This is a genomic window from Priestia sp. YIM B13552 (genome assembly GCF_042787775.1).
Lineage (GTDB): Bacteria > Bacillota > Bacilli > Bacillales > Bacillaceae_H > Priestia > Priestia megaterium_E.
The window spans coordinates 558,495-578,041 of record NZ_JBHZOU010000002.1 but is presented as its reverse complement, the minus strand read 5'-3'; the positions used below and the strand labels follow the sequence as shown (position 1 = coordinate 578,041).

Below are 19,547 nucleotides of genomic sequence, written 5' to 3'. Positions count from 1 at the left end.
CATGTGTTTAACTTCTAAATGAAAAACGATAAAAAAACAATCAAAATTACTTTATATAGCAGATGAACGTACATTCTATGGGTGAATGTCATACGATAAATAAAAATGATGAAATTGACAACAGAATAGAGTGCCTTCGTAGAAAAAATGTATCTTACAAGGTGCTGCTGCTTAGTTATGAATCTGTTCTTATTATTCTTATGCATTAGAAGTAAGGGCGCATTGACATGAAAGTTTTATAACAGCAAAGAGGGTTTTAGGAGGTTCTTATGGAAGCGTTAGTAAAAGAGTTAGTCGAAGCGAATATTGGAAAGGTTCGTGAAAATGAACCGCTAGCAAAACATACAACAATGAAAATTGGTGGTCCAGCAGATGTGCTTGTAGAACCTGATTCTGTTGATCACTTAAAAGTTACAATGGATATTATTAAAAAACATGGCGTGAAATGGAGAGCGATTGGTCGAGGATCTAATCTTCTTGTCTCTGATAAGGGAATTGAAGGCGTGGTCATTAAGCTCGGAGCCGGATTAGATAATTTAACAGTAGATGGAGAGACGGTTACTGTAGGTGGGGGATATCCTAGCATCAAGCTTGCAACAGTTATTACAAAACAAGGTCTGTCTGGACTGGAGTTTTCAAGTGGAATTCCTGGATCTGTGGGAGGCGCTGTTTATATGAATGCAGGTGCCCATGGTTCTGATATGTCTCATGTAGTCGAGAAAGCGCTGATTTTATTTGAAGATGGCACTCTTGAGTGGCTGACAAATGAAGAGCTTGAATTCTCGTATCGTCATTCAATTCTACAAAAAGACCGTCCTGGAGTATGTGTAGAAGCCGTGCTGCGTTTGAAAAAGGGAACGAAAGATGATATTGTGGCGGTCATGCAGAAAAATAAAGACTATCGCCGCGAAACACAGCCTTGGAATTTCCCTTGTGCGGGAAGTATTTTTAGAAATCCGCTTCCAAATTATGCAGGAGACTTAATCGAAAAGTCCAACTTAAAAGGTTTCTCAGTAGGCGGTGCGCAAATTAGTGAGCAGCATGCGAACTTCATTGTCAATACAGGAGATGCAACGGCTTCAGACGTGCTGAATTTAATTGCTCATGTTAAGAAAACAATTAAAGAGAAATTCGATATTGATATTCATACAGAAGTTGAGATTATCGGCCGCTAATTACTCAGCCTGTCGCTGTATGGTTATGCGTGAAAAGGTAGCTTTTATGTGTTTATTCTATGCTATAATGGGGATATTCTCATGAAGCAAAGATTGGAAATAAATAGATGGTAATTCTTCGTTTATTTTCTCAAATGGATAAGGGTGAAAAAAATGGAAAAAGGTAAGTTAATTGTTTTAGAAGATCGGGTACCGAAGCTGCAAGAACAGCGAAAGCAAAAAGCAAATAGACGGCTTATTTTGTATTTATCACTCTTTTTCATCCTTATTTTATTTATTGTATATTCTCAATCTTCTCTGAGTAATGTTTCTAACATTGAAGTACAAGGGAATAAACATGTAAGTGATAAGGATATTGTCAAAGCGAGTGGTCTGTCCAAAAAAACCAGCTACTGGAAAGCTGATGCTGATCAAATTCAAGAAAAAGTCGAAAAAAACCCTGAGGTAAAGGAAGCTGTCATTCACAAAACATTTCCTAATAAGGTCGTAATCGACGTAAAAGAGTACGCAAGAATTGCATATGTAACCTCGGGGAATAAATATTTCCCTGTGAATGAAAATGGAAAAGTTTTAAAAGAAGTAAGTGCTAAGAAAGTGTCATCCGACGCTCCGCTGCTAATTGACTGGAAAGACGGAGACGCTATACAAAGCATGGTTCAAGAATTAGCTAAAACGCCTAAGAGCATAAAAGGGGCTATTTCTGAGATTTACTACGCGCCGACAAAATCAGAACCTCTTCACATCGAGGTGTTTATGAATGATACGCGTGAAGTAAGCGGGAAAATTAGCAACTTCTCTGATAAAATTGTTCATTACCCAGCTATTGCAAGTAAATTGAGTGATGATCAAAAAGGTATTATTGATTTAGAAGAAGGATATGCATTTAAACCTTATAAAAAGAGCAAGCAGTAATTATTTTTTATAAGTGTTAATTAAAGGAAATAGATGAGTTGAGACTGGCAAACTAGCCCTCGTACATTGTATAATCACATGCAAGTATTCTGCATACATATGATTTTCTTCTCCGTTGCTGTGAAATGGAAATGTAATATTTGTTCTAGGTAAGTTTCGCTTTTCTCAGTGTACATCTTAGTGTAGACTTGTAGTTAAATAGCTTTTTTCAGTGAATTTTAGGCTTAAATCTAAAAAAAAGTCAAAACCAGAACGTTTTGTTCTTTGAAAGAGATAAAGTCTGTGAAAAACTTGAAAAAAATTGATTTTACAAAAGGGAAACAGATGTATTTGTTGAATATTTTCATATAATAAAAAATTAATATTGTTGTTCTTCTTAATTTATTAAGATGACATGTGCAGAAAGAAAAAGGAGGTGCCAAAGAATGAACAGCAATGAAATATACGTTAGTTTAGACATCGGTACATCCAGTGTGAAAGTAATCATCGGAGAGATGAGTAACGATTCATTGAATATCATTGGTGTAGGGAATGTTAAATCACACGGACTAAAAAAAGGTTCTATCGTTGATATAGATGCAACAGTTCAATCTATTAGAAAAGCAGTAGAACAAGCTGAACGAATGGTAGGCATTACAATTAAAAAGGTTGTAGTGGGCATAAGCGGAAATCATGTATTTTTACAGGATTGTCACGGAGTAGTAGCCGTGTCAAGCGAGAATCGTGAAATTACAAACGAAGATATTCATCGAGTAATTGATGCTGCTCAAGTCATGTCTATCCCGCCAGATCGTGAAATCATTGATGTTATTCCAAAGCAATTTATTGTAGATGGCTTAGAAGGTATTAATGATCCTAGAGGTATGATTGGGGTACGTTTAGAAATGGAAGGCACAATCATAACGGGATCTAGAACGGTTTTACATAACTTATTACGCTGTGTAGAAAGAGCTGGTTTAGAAATCAGTGATATTTGTTTACAGCCTCTAGCCGCTGGTTCAATTGCATTATCTCGTGATGAAAAAAACTTAGGTGTCGCACTGGTAGATATCGGTGGAGGTTCAACAACGGTTGCGATCTTTGACCAAGGACATTTGAAAGTAACAAATGTACTAGCTGTTGGCGGAGAGCACATTACGAAGGATTTATCGATTGGCCTTCGCACATCGACTGAAGATGCGGAAAATATTAAGATAAAGCATGGACATGCTTTCTACGATCATGCTTCTGAAGAAGAAGTATTTAGCGTACCGATCATTGGAAGCGATCAGCATCAGCAGTTTAATCAGCTCGAAATCTCTGATATTATTGAAGCTAGATTAGAAGAGATTTTAGATATGATTACGCAGGAGGTAAATCGCCTAGGATACAAAGATATTCCAGGAGGATTTGTTTTAACAGGCGGAGTAGTAGCGATGCCTGGTATCCTTGAGCTAGCTCAAGTAATTTTAAAGAATAACGTGCGTATAGCAGTGCCTGATTATATTGGAGTACGTGAGCCGCATTATACAACAGGCGTAGGATTAATAAAATTTGCATACAAAAATGCTAAAATACAAGGCCGAGAAATTGGAGCGCCAGTTGTGGAAGAAGAGCCGATTGAGCAAGAAATGATCAAACCTAGCCCGAAACCACAGCAGCCGCAACAATCAGCTGAGCAGCCGAAAAAGAAAAATGACCAAAATTTAATGAAGAAGTTTTTTGGATACTTCTTTGATTAACGTTACGGATTGGTAATTTCGAAGAATTAGGAGGAACTATCATGTTGGAGTTTGATACAAGTGTAGACCAATTAGCGACGATTAAAGTAATCGGTGTCGGAGGCGGCGGTAACAACGCGGTTAACCGAATGATTGAACATGGCGTCCAAGGTGTAGAATTTATTGCAGTTAATACAGATGCACAAGCATTAAATTTATCAAAAGCTGAAACAAAAATGCAAATCGGCGCTAAATTAACAAGAGGATTAGGTGCAGGTGCTAATCCAGAAGTTGGTAAAAAAGCAGCTGAAGAAAGTAAGGAACAAATCCAAGAAGCCCTAAAAGGTGCAGACATGGTTTTCGTAACAGCTGGTATGGGTGGAGGAACTGGAACTGGTGCAGCTCCAGTCATTGCCCAAATTGCTCGTGAGCTAGGAGCACTAACGGTAGGTGTTGTTACTCGTCCGTTTACGTTTGAAGGCCGTAAGCGTTCTACTCAAGCAGCAGGCGGCATTGCGTCAATGAAAGAAGCAGTGGATACGCTGATTGTTATCCCAAATGATCGCTTATTAGAAATCGTTGATAAAAACACGCCAATGCTAGAAGCATTCCGTGAAGCGGATAACGTATTGCGACAAGGTGTGCAAGGTATTTCAGATTTAATCGCAGTTCCTGGATTAATTAACTTAGACTTCGCTGACGTGAAAACAATTATGTCTAACAAAGGATCTGCACTTATGGGTATCGGTATTGCAACTGGTGAAAACCGTGCTGCTGAAGCGGCTAAAAAAGCTATTTCAAGTCCACTTCTTGAAACATCTATCGATGGAGCTCAAGGTGTATTAATGAACATCACAGGCGGTACAAACCTAAGTCTTTACGAAGTACAAGAAGCTGCAGATATCGTTGCTTCGGCTTCTGACCAAGAAGTGAACATGATCTTTGGATCTGTTATTAACGAAAACCTAAAAGACGAGATTGTTGTTACAGTTATTGCAACTGGCTTTAGTGACCAAGATTTATCACAGCCAAAACCAGGTCGTCCTTCGTTATCGGCGAATCGCATGCAGCAATCGACACAGCAGCCGGCTCCACAGCCGAAGCGTGAAGTAAAGCGTGAAGAACCTGTACAGCAAGAATATACGCGTCCATCTCAGCCACAGTCTGAAGATGCGCTAGATATTCCAACATTCTTACGAAACCGTAATCGTAGACGCTAAGAAAATAAAAAACCAAGACCTCTGTTTTATACAGAGGTCTTTTTTATGCAATGAATCTAGAAAACTCAAAAAGAACATAAAAAACATTCGACATGGTCAATATGATGCCTTTAAAGGGTTTATGTTTTCTTTCTAAAAGTGGTGTGACAAATATCGAATGATTTCCTCAAAAATACTGCTTGTTTCTCGGCATGAACTGACAGACTTTCTAATAGGATGTACTATATACTAATTTTTAACAGAAAAATTCAGAAAGAATGGAGAGGTTATAAACATTGCCAATCTATTTAGATTTAATATGGATGCTGAATTTTGGGTTAGATACGATTTTACTAATGTTATGTGCAGTTGTACTTAAACGGAATTACAAGTGGTGGCGGCTTTTGCTTGGCGGCTTTATCGGTTCATTAATTGTCCTTCTTATGTTTACGCCTTTTTCTCATCTTATGGTTCACCCTGCCATTAAAATTTTATTCTCTTTTTTTATGGTATTGATGACGTTTGGTTATAAACGACTGCGCTTTTTCTTTGAGAATTTATTAACGTTTTATTTTGCAACCTTTGTTGTTGGTGGAGGATTAATGGGCGTTCACTTTTTATTTCAAGATCAGTTTCTTGTTCTTAATCAAATGGTTGATACAAAATCTCCACAGTTTGGTGATCCTATTAGCTGGATATTTGTTCTTATCGGTTTTCCGCTATTATCTTATTTTTCAAAAGCACGAGTTGATGATTTGCGAATGAAAAACATTACATTTGATCAGCTGGTAGATGTGGAAGTTATTTTAAACGAACAGACGCTGTCGATGAAAGGACTTATTGATAGTGGAAACCAGCTTGTAGATCCGCTGACGAAAACCCCCGTTATGATTGTTACAGCAGATTCTTTAAAAGAAATATTGCCTGAAGGCTTAATGGAATTAAGCAAAAATGTCCAATCCTTTTCACACAGCGAAGATATTGATCAAGAGTGGTATTCAAAAGTCCGCTTTGTCCCTTATCGAAGCGTGGGCCAAGCCAATCAGCTGCTTCTTGCTCTAAAGCCAGATATGGTAAGGCTGGTGCATCAGTCCAATACGATTGAAGTCACTAAAGTATTAGTAGGTATTAGTCATACAACGCTTTCAGTGGAGAAGCAATATGAATGTATTGTTCATCCGAAGCTCATTGTTATTGGAGAAGTAAGTTCCGCATCGTAAAAGGTGTGAACAAATAAAGGAGGATACAGAATGGCTACATATCGAATTCGATTTCAATTATGGTGGTACAAATTATTAATTAAACTTAAGCTAAAAACAGATGAAGTGTATTATATAGGAGGAAGTGAAGCTCTTCCACCGCCTTTAACAAAAGATGAAGAAGAAGTACTCCTGAAAAAACTCCCATCAGGAGATGAAGCAGCACGTTCACTGTTGATTGAGCGTAATTTGCGACTGGTTGTTTATATTGCCCGCAAGTTTGAAAATACGGGAATCAATATTGAGGATTTAATTAGCATCGGCACCATCGGTTTAATTAAAGCAGTAAACACATTTAATCCTGAAAAGAAAATTAAGCTAGCGACGTACGCCTCCCGCTGTATTGAAAATGAAATTTTAATGTATTTGCGCCGCAACAATAAAATTCGATCTGAAGTTTCATTTGATGAGCCGTTAAATATTGATTGGGATGGAAACGAACTGCTATTATCTGACGTGATGGGAACCGAAGAAGATATCATCACAAAAGACCTGGAAGCCAATGTAGATCGAAAACTTTTGTTGAAAGCACTGCACCAATTAAATGATCGTGAAAAGCAAATTATGGAGCTGCGCTTTGGGCTAGCCGGCGGAGAAGAAAAAACGCAAAAAGATGTAGCTGATATGCTAGGCATTTCTCAGTCTTATATTTCAAGGCTTGAAAAACGAATTATTAAACGGCTGCGAAAAGAATTTAATAAAATGGTTTAAGTAAAAAAGCTGATTGTATAAGGGCTGAGAAGCATCTTATACAATCAGCTTTTTTAGCGTGGAATTGTCAGAATTGTAAAAGTGCATATTTTTTCCTTCGGAGGAGATACTGAATTCAGAACATCATCTCCTGTTAGGAGGGAAAGAGTTGACAAGAAATAAAGTAGAAATTTGTGGAGTAGATACTTCGAAACTTCCCGTATTAAAAAATGAAGAAATGCGAAAGTTGTTTAAACAAATGCAGGCTGGAGATGGAACAGCAAGAGAAAAGCTAGTAAGCGGAAATTTACGTCTCGTACTCAGCGTGATTCAACGTTTTAACAATCGTGGAGAATTTGTTGATGACTTATTTCAGGTTGGATGTATTGGATTAATGAAATCCATTGACAATTTTGATTTAAGTCAAAACGTGAAGTTTTCTACATATGCTGTCCCAATGATTATAGGGGAAATTCGCCGCTATTTACGTGACAATAATCCAATCCGTGTTTCTCGTTCCCTTCGTGATATTGCTTATAAAGCTCTTCAAGTTCGTGAAAGGCTTATGAGTGAAACATCCAAGGAACCTACAGCTGAGGAAATTTCAAAAGTCCTAGAAGTGCCGCATGAAGAAATTGTGTTTGCTTTAGATGCTATCCAAGATCCGGTTTCTCTATTTGAACCTATTTACAATGATGGTGGAGACCCAATCTATGTCATGGATCAGCTAAGCGATGAACGCAACCGTGATTCAACTTGGATTGAAGAAATTGCTTTGCAAGAAGGTATGAGAAGATTGAACGAGCGAGAAAAACTAATTTTACGAAAGCGCTTCTTTCAAGGTAAAACACAGATGGAAGTGGCTGAAGAAATTGGTATTTCTCAAGCGCAGGTTTCTCGTTTAGAAAAAGCTGCTATTAAACAGATGAATAAAAATATTCAAAGTTAACAAAAGCTATCTAAACTGGCAGCTGCTCGCGTTCATATAATTAATACCATTCACTTTATTTGATGTTCAACTTAATAAGCATCGTGTCTATAAAAACAGACGCGGTGCTTATTTTGTATGTATCAATGAATACATGACCAAAAGATATTCATATCAGATTTCCTATTGCTGTGAGGACTTCTAGCTACTTGTTGAGAATGTCTCTTGATGAAAAGCTGTGTAATTAGTAAACAAAATCCCTATAGAAAGAGAATGACAGAGAAAAAATAAGCTTTTCCTTCATGAAATGAAAATTTGAAAATATATATAGGCTAAGGAATAAAGTTGGCTATAGGAGGAGAGAGAGCATGTTAAAGATTTCAGAATTTCAGCTGAAAGATGTAGTGAATGTAGCTGATGGCAAAAAACTTGGAAATGTAGGGGATATTGATATTGACTTAACAACGGGAAAAATACAGGCCGTCATTATCGGAGGCTCTCGTGTATTAGGCTTCTTTGGAAAAGATGATGAAATTGTGATTCCGTGGAAAAATATTGTGAAAATTGGTTCTGATGTCATTTTAGTACGTTATAAAGACGCATTTCAGCCTGAAGAGAATTAGTTTTTTGTCAACAGCACCTAGCAATCTGTGGTACAATATGTGAGAACAAATGAAACAAGGGATGTGTCACATACATGAATCCTGAGCCATTAAAAAAAAGTCATCACGACTCGTTTATGTGGCTGAGCCCTTGGGTAGAAAAGAATGATATGCTTGTTGCTGGTTTCACCACAAAAAATGGTGGTGTGAGTAAACCTCCATTTGCTTCTTTTAACCTAGGGCTTCACGTAAACGATAACGTAGAAGATGTTATTACAAATAGAAAAATTTTAGCAGCCGAACTAGACATGTCTTTTGAAAGCTTTGTATGTGCTGAACAAGTACATGAAGCAACTGTTCAAAAAGTAACAAAAGCCGACTGTACAAAAGGAATCTACAAGTACGAAGAGGGCATAAAAGCAACGGATGGCATTTATACAAATGAATCTGATATTTTGTTAGCTTTATGTTATGCAGATTGTGTTCCCCTGTACTTCTATGCGCCTGATCACCATTTAGTTGGTCTAGCTCATGCCGGTTGGAAGGGAACAGTGAAAGATATTGCAGGAAATATGATTCGACGTTGGGTAGAGCAAGAAAATGTCCCGATTGAAGATATTTACGTGGCGATTGGCCCTTCGATTGAAGATTGCTGTTATGTTGTCGATAACCGCGTCATTACACAAGTAAACGAAGCAGTTGGCCAAAATGGATATCAAGAAGTAAGCCCTGGACAATACGCGCTTAATTTAAAAAAAGTCAATAAGCTGCTGATTCAAAACGCAGGCGTATTGCCGGAACGAATTTTAACATCGTCGTATTGTACAAGCTGTGAAGATGACCTGTTCTTTTCACATCGCCGCGATCAAGGGAAAACAGGACGCATGTTTAACTTCATAGGCTTTAAGGAGGAGTAATTACATAGTGACAGCTAGCGTAAGTGAAAATCTAGAAGCAGTTCAACAAACAATTGCTGAAGCGTGTAAAAAAGTTAATCGAAATCAAAAAGATGTAGAGCTGATTGCTGTAACAAAATACGTTTCCACAAAACGAGCAGCAGAAGCAGTGGATGCAGGCATTTTACATCTCGGAGAAAACAGGGATGAAGGTCTTCTAGAAAAGTATGAATCAATCGGTAAGAAAGCGACCTGGCATTTTATCGGAAGCTTACAAACAAGAAAAGTAAAAAATGTGATTGATAAAGTTGACTATATTCATTCACTAGACCGATTATCTTTAGCAAAAGAAATTGATAAACGCGCAGGACATCGTATAAAATGTTTTGTACAAGTTAATATTGCCGAAGAACAATCCAAGCATGGCCTTGCTGTAGAAGACGTAATTCCATTTATTCAATCTCTTGAAGAATTTGCAAATATCCAAGTGGTCGGATTGATGACAATGGCTCCTCACACAGATGACGAGTCTACGCTTCGCAGCTGTTTTCAAGGTCTAAAAAAATTGCAGAGTCGTATACAAGAACTAAACTTGCCATATGCACCGTGTACAGAGCTATCAATGGGAATGTCAAACGATTATGCAATTGCAATTGAAGAAGGAGCAACATTCATTCGACTAGGAACCACGTTAGTTGGGAATGAACGTTAAGGAGGTGTAATTCAAGATGAGTATGAAAAATCGCTTTAGAAGTTTTTTTGCTCTTGATGACGATACTGAATATGTAGAAGAACATTACGAACAAGAAGAGTCGGTAGAAGAGCCTGTACAGCAGTCGAGACCAGCAGCGAAAGCTAGTCAGCAGCCGAATCAGCAGCAAAACGTGATTAGCTTGCAAAGCGTTCAAAAATCATCAAAAATGATGCTTTGCGAACCGCGCGTCTATGCCGAAGCGCAAGAAATTACGGACCATTTAAAAAATCGTAAAGTCGTAGTTGTTAATTTACAGCGCATTCAACGAGATCAAGCAGTGAGAATTGTCGACTTTTTAAGTGGTACAGTTTATGCTTTAGGCGGGGACATTCAAAAAATTGGAACCGACATCTTTTTATGTACACCTGATAATGTAGACGTAAGCGGAAGCATTTCAGATATGATGGGAGAACATGATACAACAAACGTAAAGAGGTGGTAGTTTTTGGACATCGTTTTTGGGATTCTTGGAAAATTAATTGGGCTTTACTCATGGGCACTGATTATTTACATTTTGATGTCTTGGGTACCCGATGTAAGGGCGTCTAAGTTTGGTCAGCTGCTGGGCAGTATTTGTGAGCCTTACTTAGAGCCTTTTCGTAAAATCATTCCGCCTATTGGCATGATTGATATTTCACCTCTTGTCGCAATCTTTTTATTGCGATTTGCGGAAAGAGGCGTGTATTCACTTAATAATGTGGTGGGATTTATTTAAAAAAGGAATCGCTGGATTCCTTTTTTACATACCAATAGTAGGAGTAATAATATGTCTATTTATGAACATTTTAGGCAAGAAGAACATGGATTTATTGACCAGGTTCTTCAGTGGAAAGAAGATGTCCTACATCAATACAGCCCAAAATTAACGGACTTTTTAGATCCAAGAGAGCAGCAGATTGTGACGGCTATTGTCGGGACTGAAGGAGAGGTTCAAGTTTCATTTGATGGTGGACAACCGTTTGCTGAACGCAAGCGTGCGCTGCTATATCCGGATTACTATATACCTCAAAGCGAAGATTTTCAGTTGCGTATGTACGAGCTCAATTATCCTAAAAAGTTTGTGACAATTGAACATCCTCAAGTTCTTGGTTCGGCGATGTCCTTAGGACTGCGCCGTTCAAAATTTGGAGATATTTTGGTCGCGGGAGACGATATTCAGCTTGTAGCTGCAGAAGAAATTTCTTCTTATATTGAGATGAATTTAACATCAATTGGAAAAGCCAAAGTTTCACTTTCTTCTATTCAAAGAGAGCAGCTGCATGTGGTAAAAGAAGAGCTGATTGAACACGTTTATACAGTTTCTTCAATGAGGCTTGATGTTTTGCTGTCGACCATTCACAATTTATCAAGACAAAAAGTCCAGCCGTTTATTGCAAATGGAGCGGTAAAAGTAAATTTTAAAGTCATTGAACAGCCTTCTTTTGAATGTCATGAAGGTGATATTTTGTCACTTCGTGGTCACGGCAGAAGTCGTATCGTTTCACTTGAAGGCAAAACCAAAAAAGAAAAATGGCGAATTGTTGTAGGAAAGCAGAAATAAAGAAATCTACTAGCAGGAAATTTTAAAAATATGTCGAATAAACCATTACTAATGACGTAATGAGACAACACGGAGGTGGCCTAGATGCCTTTAACCCCTTTGGATATTCATAACAAAGAGTTTAATCGCGGATTTCGCGGATATGATGAAGATGAAGTAAATGAGTTTCTTGACCAAGTAATTAAAGACTATGAGCTGGTAATGCGTGATAAAAAGGAGTTAGAAGGAAGAGTATCTGAATTAACAGATCGTCTTGGACATTTTACTAACATCGAAGAAACGTTAAATAAATCAATTTTAATTGCTCAAGAAGCAGCGGAAGATGTGAAGCGAAACGCTGAAAAAGAAGCGAAGCTCATTATAAAAGAAGCAGAAAAAAATGCGGACCGTATTATTAATGAAGCACTGTCTAAGTCTCGTAAAATTGCGATGGACATTGAGGAAACGAAAAAGCAGTCTAAAGTATTTAGAACTCGTTTCAAAATGTTAATCGAAGCACAGCTTGAAATGTTAAACAGCGACGACTGGGATCAGTTGATGGATTATGAGATGCCAGCGCTAGAAGAAAAAATTGACTAGTCAAGACATCATCTTGACTTCTCATGTTTTGTTGTCATATAATTTGGTAACAGATGAAATTTCATATCAAACAGTACGGAGACAGGGACAGTAGCTTTTTTAGTTTGTCAAAGCGAATCGAGGATGGTGCGAGCTCGATAACAAACAAAAAAGTGAAAATCACCCTAGAGTACCATTGCTGAACTGATGATAGTAAGCAGTGGCGGTTTATTCACGTTACGAATGCAAAGAGGATTTGCGCACAGCAAATCTACTAGGGTGGTACCGCGGGAGACCTTCTCGTCCCTTTTTGGGATGAGAAGGTCTTTTTGTTATGGTACAAAAAGATATGAAATTTACGTTTTTTTTTGGAGGGTAAAACATGGAATATAAAGATACATTATTGATGCCAAAAACTGAATTTCCAATGCGTGGAAATTTACCGAACCGCGAGCCTAAAATGCAAGAACAGTGGGCTGAAATGAATATTTATGAAAAAGTACAAAAACGTACCGAAGGCCGTCCGCTATTTGTCCTGCATGATGGACCTCCATATGCGAATGGCGATATTCACATGGGACATGCGTTAAATAAAATTTTAAAAGATTTTATCGTTCGCTATAAGTCGATGTCAGGCTTCTGCGCACCTTATGTACCAGGCTGGGATACACACGGTTTGCCAATTGAAACAGCTTTAACAAAAAATAAAAAAGTAAACCGCAAAGAAATGACGGTAGCTGAGTTCCGTAAGCTTTGTGAACAGTATGCTTGGGAACAAGTAAACGGCCAGCGTGAGCAGTTCAAGCGTTTAGGCGTACGCGGAGATTGGGATAATCCATATGTAACGCTTCAGCCGCAGTACGAAGCGCAGCAAATCAAAGTGTTTGGTGACATGGCGAAAAAAGGCTATATCTACAAAGGGTTAAAACCTGTGTACTGGTCCCCTTCAAGTGAGTCTGCTTTAGCAGAAGCGGAAATTGAATACTATGACAAACGTTCAGCTTCTATTTACGTAGCGTTTAACGTAAAAGATGGTAAAGGTGTGCTTGAACAAGATGAAAAATTCATCATTTGGACGACAACACCATGGACAATGCCAGCTAACCAAGGGATTGCTGTCAATCCTGAGCTTCAGTACAGCGTAGTTGAAGCAGATGGAGCAAAATATGTAGTGGCAACTGAACTGATTGAAACAGTTGCTAAAGAAATTGAATGGGCTGGCTATAAGACGCTTCGTACGGTAAAAGGTTCAGAACTTGAGCGTGTAGTAGCTGAGCATCCAATCTACAAGCGTGATTCATTAGTTGTTCTTGGCGATCACGTAACAACGGATGCTGGTACCGGATGTGTTCATACAGCACCGGGACACGGGGAAGACGACTTTATCGTTGGTCAAAAATACGGGTTGGAAGTTCTTTGTCCAGTCGACAGTAAGGGTCATATGACGAATGAAGCACCAGAATTTGAAGGGTTATTCTATGATAAAGCGAATAAGCCAATTACAGACAAACTAGAAGAAGAAGGCGCGCTGTTAAAATTAAGTTTCATTACCCACTCATACCCACATGACTGGCGTACAAAGAAACCAACAATTTTCCGTGCGACGGCACAGTGGTTTGCGTCTATTAAAGATTTCCGTGAAGATTTATTAAAAGCAGTAGAAAAAACAAAATGGGTGCCTACTTGGGGTGAAACGCGACTTTATAACATGGTGCGTGACCGCGGAGACTGGTGTATTTCTCGTCAACGTGCATGGGGCGTTCCGATTCCGGTATTTTATGCTGAAAATGATGAGCCAATCATTACGGATGAAACAATTGAACACGTATCAAATCTATTTAGAGAACATGGATCAAACGTATGGTTTGAGCGTGAAGCAAAAGATTTACTTCCCGAAGGCTTTACTCATGAAGGAAGCCCAAATGGCCGCTTCACAAAAGAAACAGACATCATGGACGTATGGTTTGACTCTGGTTCTTCACATCAAGCTGTTCTTGAAGAGCGTGAAGACTTACAGCGTCCGGCTGATTTGTATTTAGAAGGTTCTGACCAATACCGCGGCTGGTTTAATTCAAGTCTTTCTACAAGTGTAGCTGTAACGGGTGAAGCACCTTATAAAGGGGTACTTAGCCACGGATTTGCTTTAGACGGTGAAGGTCGCAAAATGAGTAAGTCATTAGGAAACGTTGTAATTCCAGAAAAAGTAATGAAACAACTAGGTGCAGATATTTTACGTTTATGGGTAGCTTCTGTAGATTACCAAGCTGATGTTCGTGTATCTGATAACATTTTAAAACAAGTAGCAGAAGTATATCGTAAAATCCGCAACACGTTCCGTTTCTTACTAGGAAACTTGGCGGACTTTAATCCAACAACTGATGCTGTAGCCGTTGAAGACCTTCGTGAAGTAGACCGCTACATGCTTGTGAAGCTGAACAAATTAATTGATAAAGTGAAAAAATCTTATGATTCATACGAATTCTCAAGCATTTATCACGCGGTGCATAATTTCTGTACAATTGATATGAGTTCATTCTACTTAGACTTTGCAAAAGATGTATTGTACATTGAAGCAGAAAATAATGTAGAGCGTCGCAGCATTCAAACGGTCCTTTATGAAACGTTATTATCGTTAACGAAATTAGTGTCGCCAATTCTTTCTCATACAGCAGACGAAGTATGGGTTCACATTCCAAATGTAACGGAAGAAAGCGTGCAGCTAGTTGATATGCCAGAGGTTCAAGAAATCGAGGGAGCAGATCAATTAGTAGAGAAATGGGATGCATTTATGGAGCTTCGTGATGAAGTATTAAAAGCGCTAGAACAGGCTCGTAATGAAAAAGTAATCGGTAAGTCTTTAGAAGCAAAATTAACGCTGTATCCAACAGCAGATACGAAAGAACTGTTAGCATCTATTTCTGAAAATGTAGGTCAACTCTTCATCGTTTCAGATCTTGAGGTAGCAGAAGGTGAAGCACCTGCTGAAGCACAAAAATTCAGCTATGCATCAATTGTTGTAAGTAAAGCAGAAGGTGAGAAGTGTGAGCGCTGCTGGGTTGTATCACCAACAGTTGGCGAAGATCAAGATCACCCGACTTTATGTACACGCTGTGCGGATGTTGTAAAAAATCACTACGTTCAGCAGTAATTAACAAAAACACGTCCTTTTTGGGCGTGTTTTTTGCTGTACGAAATTCCCAAATACAATGGTATAAAGCATTTAAAGCCTTAGGAAAAACTTGTGTTGTAGATTCGATGGAAAACTCGGTAAACCTAACATCATTAATACTTCATCTTATCAGCACAGGAGGCGTTTGCATGTATGAAAATTATCTTTCCATTGGACAGGAATTAGCTCTTATTAAAGAAGAATTACAAGATCGCCTATTGAGATATGCTACAGAACAATCTGGTTATATAGATGAAAAGGAACGTTACGTAATAGAAATGATTAAAGCCGATTTAAAAGATGTAGAACACGCGTTAGCAAAGCTTGACGTTGGTGCGTTTGGAATTGATGAACTAACTGGCGAAGTGATGTCTATTCATAAATTAAAAGTAATGCCGACGGCCCGCACAAATGAAGATTTATTTGTTTTATGGTGAGAAGCGAGAAAAAAAATGAATTATGTGCTAAAATGCTTTAGTATGGATTCGTTTGATTTTATTGCGGGAGGAAAACGTTTGTGTTTTATTATCTTATCGCTTTAGCTGTTATACTTATTGATCAGGTAACAAAATGGATGATTGTAAAAGAAATGTATTATGGACAAAGCATCACCGTAATTGAAAACTTTCTTTACATTACCTCTCATCGTAACAGAGGAGCCGCGTGGGGGATTTTACAAGGACAGATGTGGTTCTTTTATCTCATTACGGTGGTTGTGGTAGTCGGTTTAATAATTTATATTCAAAAGCTCAAAAAACAAGATAAATGGTTCGGTATTGCGCTAGCATTAATGTTAGGCGGCGCCATTGGAAACTTTATTGATCGAGTGGTCCGTAAAGAAGTAGTTGATTTCGTAAATACATACATCTTTACGTATGATTTTCCGATTTTTAACGTAGCTGATTCGGCACTTGTCGTCGGAGTAATCATCATGTTTATTATGACGCTGTTTGAAGGGAAAATGAAGAAGGAGCACAAAGAATGAATGTAATTGAAACAGTTATAAATGAAGAACAAGCGGGAGAACGTATTGATAAAGTACTTTCGACTGTAAATGCAGAATGGTCACGTTCACAAGTGCAGCAATGGATTAAAGAAGGTCACGCAAAAGTGAACGATAAAACCGTTAAAGGAAACTATAAATGTAAAACAGGAGACGCTATTATTATCGAAGTGCCGGAACTAGAAGAGCTTGATGTGGTAGCGGAAGAAATGAATTTAGATATTTATTATGAAGATCAAGATGTGCTTGTTGTAAATAAACCTCGCGGTATGGTTGTACATCCAGCTCCTGGTCATCATAGCGGTACGCTTGTAAATGGCCTAATGGCTCACTGTAAAGATTTATCCGGTATTAACGGCGTTATGCGCCCTGGTATCGTTCATCGAATTGATAAAGATACATCTGGTTTACTTATGATCGCAAAAAATGATTTAGCTCATGAATCACTAGTTAGTCAGCTTGTAGCTAAAACAGTGACGCGTCGTTATAAAGCTATCGTTCACGGAGTAATTGCGCACGATCACGGTACAATTGATGCGCCAATCGGCCGAGATAAGCAAGATCGTCAAAGCATGACGGTGACTGATGAAAACAGTCGTGATGCAGTGACGCACTTTACTGTATTGCAGCGTTTTAAAGATTTTTCACTAGTCGAATGTAAGCTAGAAACAGGGCGAACACACCAAATTCGCGTTCATATGAAGTATATTGGCTTTCCGCTTGCTGGGGATCCGAAGTACGGACCGAAAAAAACGCTTCCGATTGACGGACAAGCGCTTCATGCAGGTGTATTAGGCTTTATTCACCCTCGTACAAATGAATTTATGGAATTTGAAGCACCGGCTCCAAAAGAGTTTAATGAGATGCTAGAGCTTATTGAAAAAAGAAGTTGACAACTGCCATAAGTGATGGCATACTTGTATTAACTTAATAAGAACCTTTAAGAACAGTCCAGAGAGGCTGAGAAGGAAACGGTGCAGAAAAGGCATACTTATAGCCTTTTTGAAGAAATATGTCTAAAACCAAATCCTCTTGCCTCAAGGCAAGAGGATTTTTTTATGTCAACAACTTGAGGTGAAAAACAGTGAACGTAAAAGCTACCGTACTTGACGAACAGGCTATTCGCCGCGCTTTAACTCGAATTGCACATGAGATTATTGAAAAGAATAAAGGAATCGAAAATTGTGTGCTAGTGGGGATTAAAACGCGAGGTATTTATATCGCAAAACGTTTAGCAGAACGAATTGCACAAATTGAAGGAAATACATTGCCAGTCGGAGAACTAGACATCACGCTTTACCGAGATGATTTATCGAAAGTAACAAGCAATGATGAGCCTCTCGTAAAAGGATCAGATATTCCGACAGATATTGCAAATAAGAACGTCATCTTAGTAGACGATGTGTTATATACGGGCCGTACGGTTCGAGCAGCACTTGATGCACTGATTGATATCGGTCGACCTGAGCTCATTCAGCTGGCTGTTTTAGTGGATAGAGGGCACCGCGAGCTGCCGATTCGAGCAGACTATGTTGGCAAAAATGTACCGACAGCTAAAAGTGAAAAAATTGCGGTGCATTTAATGGAAGTAGACGAAAAAGACCACGTGTCTATTTACGAAAAATAAATTATATACCCTTTTAAATGGTAGTCCCGTGAGGCTGCAAAAGGGGGGTCACTATACAAGGAAAACTATACTGGGGTATAGCGTCTTCCTTGTATGCTGAAAACCTCTTTGCCTCTGCGTAAAGAGGTTTTTTAATAGTGATAGGAGGAAAAACATATGAGTCAACAACGAGATTTTGTACTTGATATACATGATAAACCAAAAGCAGTAAATTGGTTAACATTGAGTCTACAGCATTTGTTTGCAATGTTTGGGTCGACGGTGTTAGTGCCGTTCCTAGTCGGGTTCAGCCCGGCAATTGCTTTGATTTCAAGCGGGGTAGGAACGCTTGCTTTCCTGCTCATTACAAGAGGTCAAATTCCTTCTTATCTTGGTTCATCGTTCGCGTTCATCACGCCAATCATTTTCGCAAAAGCTTCGTTTGGACCTGAAGAAACGATGGTTGGCTGTTTCTTAGCTGGACTTGTTTATGGAATCGTTGCTTTGATTATAAAAGGAACAGGAATCAATTGGATTATGAAGCTGCTTCCTCCGGTTGTAGTAGGGCCAGTTATTATGGTTATAGGCTTAGGACTAGCTAATACAGCAGTAGGTATGGCTATGAACGATGCAAAAGGAAATTACAGCTTAACTTACCTGATGGTTGCGCTTGTGACACTAGCGATAACAGTTGCTTGCTCAATCTTCTTTAAAAACATTATCAGCCTGATTCCGGTACTGATGGGAATTATCGGCGGATACATCTTTGCTTATACACAAGGATTGGTAGACTTTTCAAAGGTAGTGAAAGCAGAGTGGATTGAAGTACCTCACTTCTACGTGCCGTTCGTCACATACACGCCGTCCATTTCACTGGGGATTGTGCTTATCATGGTACCTGTAGCAGTCGTAACACTTTCAGAACATATCGGACACATTCTCGTCTTAAATAAGATTGTGGATCGAAACTATATTGAAAAGCCAGGGCTGCACAGATCGATTTTAGGAGACGGAGTAGCAACTATGCTTGCTGCACTGATCGGCGGACCGCCAAATACAACATACGGTGAGAACATCGGAGTGTTAGCCATCACAAAGGTGCTTAGCGTATTTGTGATAGCAGGAGCAGCAGTCTTCGCGATTTTGTTCGGGTTTGTCGGAAAAATCAACGCTCTTATTTCAAGTATACCAACCCCGGTCATGGGCGGGATTTCAATTCTCTTATTCGGAATCATTGCTTCATCAGGCTTGCGCATGATGGTGGATGCAAAGGTAGACCTTGGATCAAAACGAAACTTAATGATTGCTTCGATTATCTTAGTGTTAGGAATCGGAGGAGCACACTTAGATATCTCAGAACATGTAAAGATTGATAGCATGGCACTGTCTGCCATCATGGGAGTTCTGCTGAATCTAGTTCTGCCGAAAGAGAAGATAAAAGAAGCAGAAAATGTTCAACAAACGTCAGCACGAAAAATTTCATAGAACGCCTTTTAATTGAAATCCAGAGAGGTTTCTAAGGGTGTGTGAAAAGCGCGTTATAGACGAAGCTTGTT

At 38.8% G+C, this 19,547-nt stretch carries 20 protein-coding genes and 1 other annotated feature; all 20 genes read left to right on the top strand.

The genetic code is table 11. The annotated features are described in order from the left end of the window. Positions 1-269 precede the first annotated feature (269 nt). The 20 genes from murB (at position 270) to ACFX40_RS08890 (ending at position 19,476) form a co-directional block, all read left to right on the top strand. Complete coding sequence (murB, locus tag ACFX40_RS08985; RefSeq protein ID WP_098249242.1) at positions 270-1,175, top strand: UDP-N-acetylmuramate dehydrogenase; 906 nt, start codon at positions 270-272, stop codon at positions 1,173-1,175. A 153-nt stretch (positions 1,176-1,328) separates the two neighbouring features. After that, the gene (locus ACFX40_RS08980) at positions 1,329-2,087 is read left to right on the top strand and encodes a cell division protein FtsQ/DivIB (RefSeq protein ID WP_016765445.1); all 759 of its coding nucleotides are present in this window, start codon (positions 1,329-1,331) and stop codon (positions 2,085-2,087) included. A 425-nt stretch (positions 2,088-2,512) separates the two neighbouring features. Beyond that, entirely contained in the window at positions 2,513-3,808 is a 1,296-nt protein-coding gene (gene ftsA, locus ACFX40_RS08975) for a cell division protein FtsA (RefSeq protein WP_013058956.1), read from the top strand. A gap of 41 nt (positions 3,809-3,849) precedes the next feature. Further along, positions 3,850-5,007 (top strand): cell division protein FtsZ, encoded by a 1,158-nt coding sequence (ftsZ, locus tag ACFX40_RS08970; protein WP_013058955.1) that lies wholly within the window; start codon positions 3,850-3,852, stop codon positions 5,005-5,007. 275 nt (positions 5,008-5,282) lie between these two features. Continuing rightward, the gene (gene spoIIGA / locus ACFX40_RS08965) at positions 5,283-6,206 is read left to right on the top strand and encodes a sigma-E processing peptidase SpoIIGA (protein WP_013084851.1); all 924 of its coding nucleotides are present in this window, start codon (positions 5,283-5,285) and stop codon (positions 6,204-6,206) included. Between the two features lie 30 nt (positions 6,207-6,236). Then, positions 6,237-6,956 (top strand): RNA polymerase sporulation sigma factor SigE, encoded by a 720-nt coding sequence (gene sigE, locus ACFX40_RS08960; RefSeq protein ID WP_013058953.1) that lies wholly within the window; start codon positions 6,237-6,239, stop codon positions 6,954-6,956. Positions 6,957-7,104: 148 nt separating this feature from the next. Further along, positions 7,105-7,884, top strand: a complete 780-nt coding sequence (gene sigG / locus ACFX40_RS08955) for an RNA polymerase sporulation sigma factor SigG (protein ID WP_013058952.1) — start codon at positions 7,105-7,107, stop codon at positions 7,882-7,884. A gap of 347 nt (positions 7,885-8,231) precedes the next feature. Then, on the top strand, positions 8,232-8,486 hold the full coding sequence (locus ACFX40_RS08950) for a YlmC/YmxH family sporulation protein (protein WP_013058951.1): 255 nt from the start codon (positions 8,232-8,234) through the stop codon (positions 8,484-8,486). Positions 8,487-8,560: 74 nt separating this feature from the next. Then, positions 8,561-9,382, top strand: coding sequence for a peptidoglycan editing factor PgeF (gene pgeF / locus ACFX40_RS08945; protein ID WP_028410768.1), 822 nt, complete (start codon positions 8,561-8,563; stop codon positions 9,380-9,382). A gap of 7 nt (positions 9,383-9,389) precedes the next feature. After that, positions 9,390-10,073 carry a YggS family pyridoxal phosphate-dependent enzyme gene (locus tag ACFX40_RS08940; protein WP_377254797.1) on the top strand — a complete coding sequence of 228 codons (684 nt, stop codon included), beginning with the start codon at positions 9,390-9,392 and terminating at the stop codon, positions 10,071-10,073. A 16-nt stretch (positions 10,074-10,089) separates the two neighbouring features. Next, positions 10,090-10,557: a cell division protein SepF gene (locus ACFX40_RS08935; protein ID WP_028410770.1), complete on the top strand. Its 468-nt coding sequence runs from the start codon at positions 10,090-10,092 to the stop codon at positions 10,555-10,557. Positions 10,558-10,560: 3 nt separating this feature from the next. Next, positions 10,561-10,830 carry a YggT family protein gene (locus ACFX40_RS08930; protein ID WP_013058947.1) on the top strand — a complete coding sequence of 90 codons (270 nt, stop codon included), beginning with the start codon at positions 10,561-10,563 and terminating at the stop codon, positions 10,828-10,830. A 51-nt stretch (positions 10,831-10,881) separates the two neighbouring features. After that, positions 10,882-11,655 (top strand): YlmH family RNA-binding protein, encoded by a 774-nt coding sequence (locus tag ACFX40_RS08925; protein ID WP_098249240.1) that lies wholly within the window; start codon positions 10,882-10,884, stop codon positions 11,653-11,655. Between the two features lie 84 nt (positions 11,656-11,739). Continuing rightward, the gene (locus tag ACFX40_RS08920; RefSeq protein WP_013058945.1) at positions 11,740-12,234 is read left to right on the top strand and encodes a DivIVA domain-containing protein; all 495 of its coding nucleotides are present in this window, start codon (positions 11,740-11,742) and stop codon (positions 12,232-12,234) included. 69 nt (positions 12,235-12,303) lie between these two features. Beyond that, positions 12,304-12,524 (top strand) — a binding site (T-box leader). A 71-nt stretch (positions 12,525-12,595) separates the two neighbouring features. Further along, positions 12,596-15,361, top strand: coding sequence for an isoleucine--tRNA ligase (ileS, locus tag ACFX40_RS08915; RefSeq protein WP_377254794.1), 2,766 nt, complete (start codon positions 12,596-12,598; stop codon positions 15,359-15,361). Between the two features lie 170 nt (positions 15,362-15,531). After that, positions 15,532-15,819: a conjugal transfer protein TraR gene (locus ACFX40_RS08910; protein WP_013084845.1), complete on the top strand. Its 288-nt coding sequence runs from the start codon at positions 15,532-15,534 to the stop codon at positions 15,817-15,819. An 80-nt stretch (positions 15,820-15,899) separates the two neighbouring features. Next, entirely contained in the window at positions 15,900-16,367 is a 468-nt protein-coding gene (gene lspA / locus ACFX40_RS08905; RefSeq protein ID WP_013084844.1) for a signal peptidase II, read from the top strand. Beyond that, positions 16,364-17,278 (top strand): RluA family pseudouridine synthase, encoded by a 915-nt coding sequence (locus tag ACFX40_RS08900; protein WP_377254791.1) that lies wholly within the window; start codon positions 16,364-16,366, stop codon positions 17,276-17,278. The genes lspA and ACFX40_RS08900 overlap by 4 nt, the downstream gene beginning before the upstream one ends. A gap of 191 nt (positions 17,279-17,469) precedes the next feature. Continuing rightward, positions 17,470-18,012, top strand: a complete 543-nt coding sequence (gene pyrR / locus ACFX40_RS08895) for a bifunctional pyr operon transcriptional regulator/uracil phosphoribosyltransferase PyrR (protein ID WP_013058940.1) — start codon at positions 17,470-17,472, stop codon at positions 18,010-18,012. Positions 18,013-18,168: 156 nt separating this feature from the next. Beyond that, entirely contained in the window at positions 18,169-19,476 is a 1,308-nt protein-coding gene (locus ACFX40_RS08890; protein ID WP_025750364.1) for a uracil-xanthine permease family protein, read from the top strand. Positions 19,477-19,547 lie beyond the last annotated feature (71 nt).

What these genes read in the sequence shown, in the direction of transcription:
- ACFX40_RS08925 (WP_098249240.1), top strand. Translation starts at nt 10,882, where the DNA reads ATGTCTATTTATGAACATTTTAGGCAAGAAGAACATGGATTTATTGAC.
- ACFX40_RS08890 (WP_025750364.1), top strand. Translation starts at nt 18,169, where the DNA reads ATGAGTCAACAACGAGATTTTGTACTTGATATACATGATAAACCAAAA.
- murB (WP_098249242.1), top strand. Translation starts at nt 270, where the DNA reads ATGGAAGCGTTAGTAAAAGAGTTAGTCGAAGCGAATATTGGAAAGGTT.
- ACFX40_RS08950 (WP_013058951.1), top strand. Translation starts at nt 8,232, where the DNA reads ATGTTAAAGATTTCAGAATTTCAGCTGAAAGATGTAGTGAATGTAGCT.
- ACFX40_RS08900 (WP_377254791.1), top strand. Translation starts at nt 16,364, where the DNA reads ATGAATGTAATTGAAACAGTTATAAATGAAGAACAAGCGGGAGAACGT.
- pgeF (WP_028410768.1), top strand. Translation starts at nt 8,561, where the DNA reads ATGAATCCTGAGCCATTAAAAAAAAGTCATCACGACTCGTTTATGTGG.
- ACFX40_RS08910 (WP_013084845.1), top strand. Translation starts at nt 15,532, where the DNA reads ATGTATGAAAATTATCTTTCCATTGGACAGGAATTAGCTCTTATTAAA.
- ACFX40_RS08920 (WP_013058945.1), top strand. Translation starts at nt 11,740, where the DNA reads ATGCCTTTAACCCCTTTGGATATTCATAACAAAGAGTTTAATCGCGGA.
- ftsA (WP_013058956.1), top strand. Translation starts at nt 2,513, where the DNA reads ATGAACAGCAATGAAATATACGTTAGTTTAGACATCGGTACATCCAGT.
- ACFX40_RS08935 (WP_028410770.1), top strand. Translation starts at nt 10,090, where the DNA reads ATGAGTATGAAAAATCGCTTTAGAAGTTTTTTTGCTCTTGATGACGAT.
- ileS (WP_377254794.1), top strand. Translation starts at nt 12,596, where the DNA reads ATGGAATATAAAGATACATTATTGATGCCAAAAACTGAATTTCCAATG.
- ACFX40_RS08980 (WP_016765445.1), top strand. Translation starts at nt 1,329, where the DNA reads ATGGAAAAAGGTAAGTTAATTGTTTTAGAAGATCGGGTACCGAAGCTG.
- sigE (WP_013058953.1), top strand. Translation starts at nt 6,237, where the DNA reads ATGGCTACATATCGAATTCGATTTCAATTATGGTGGTACAAATTATTA.
- ftsZ (WP_013058955.1), top strand. Translation starts at nt 3,850, where the DNA reads ATGTTGGAGTTTGATACAAGTGTAGACCAATTAGCGACGATTAAAGTA.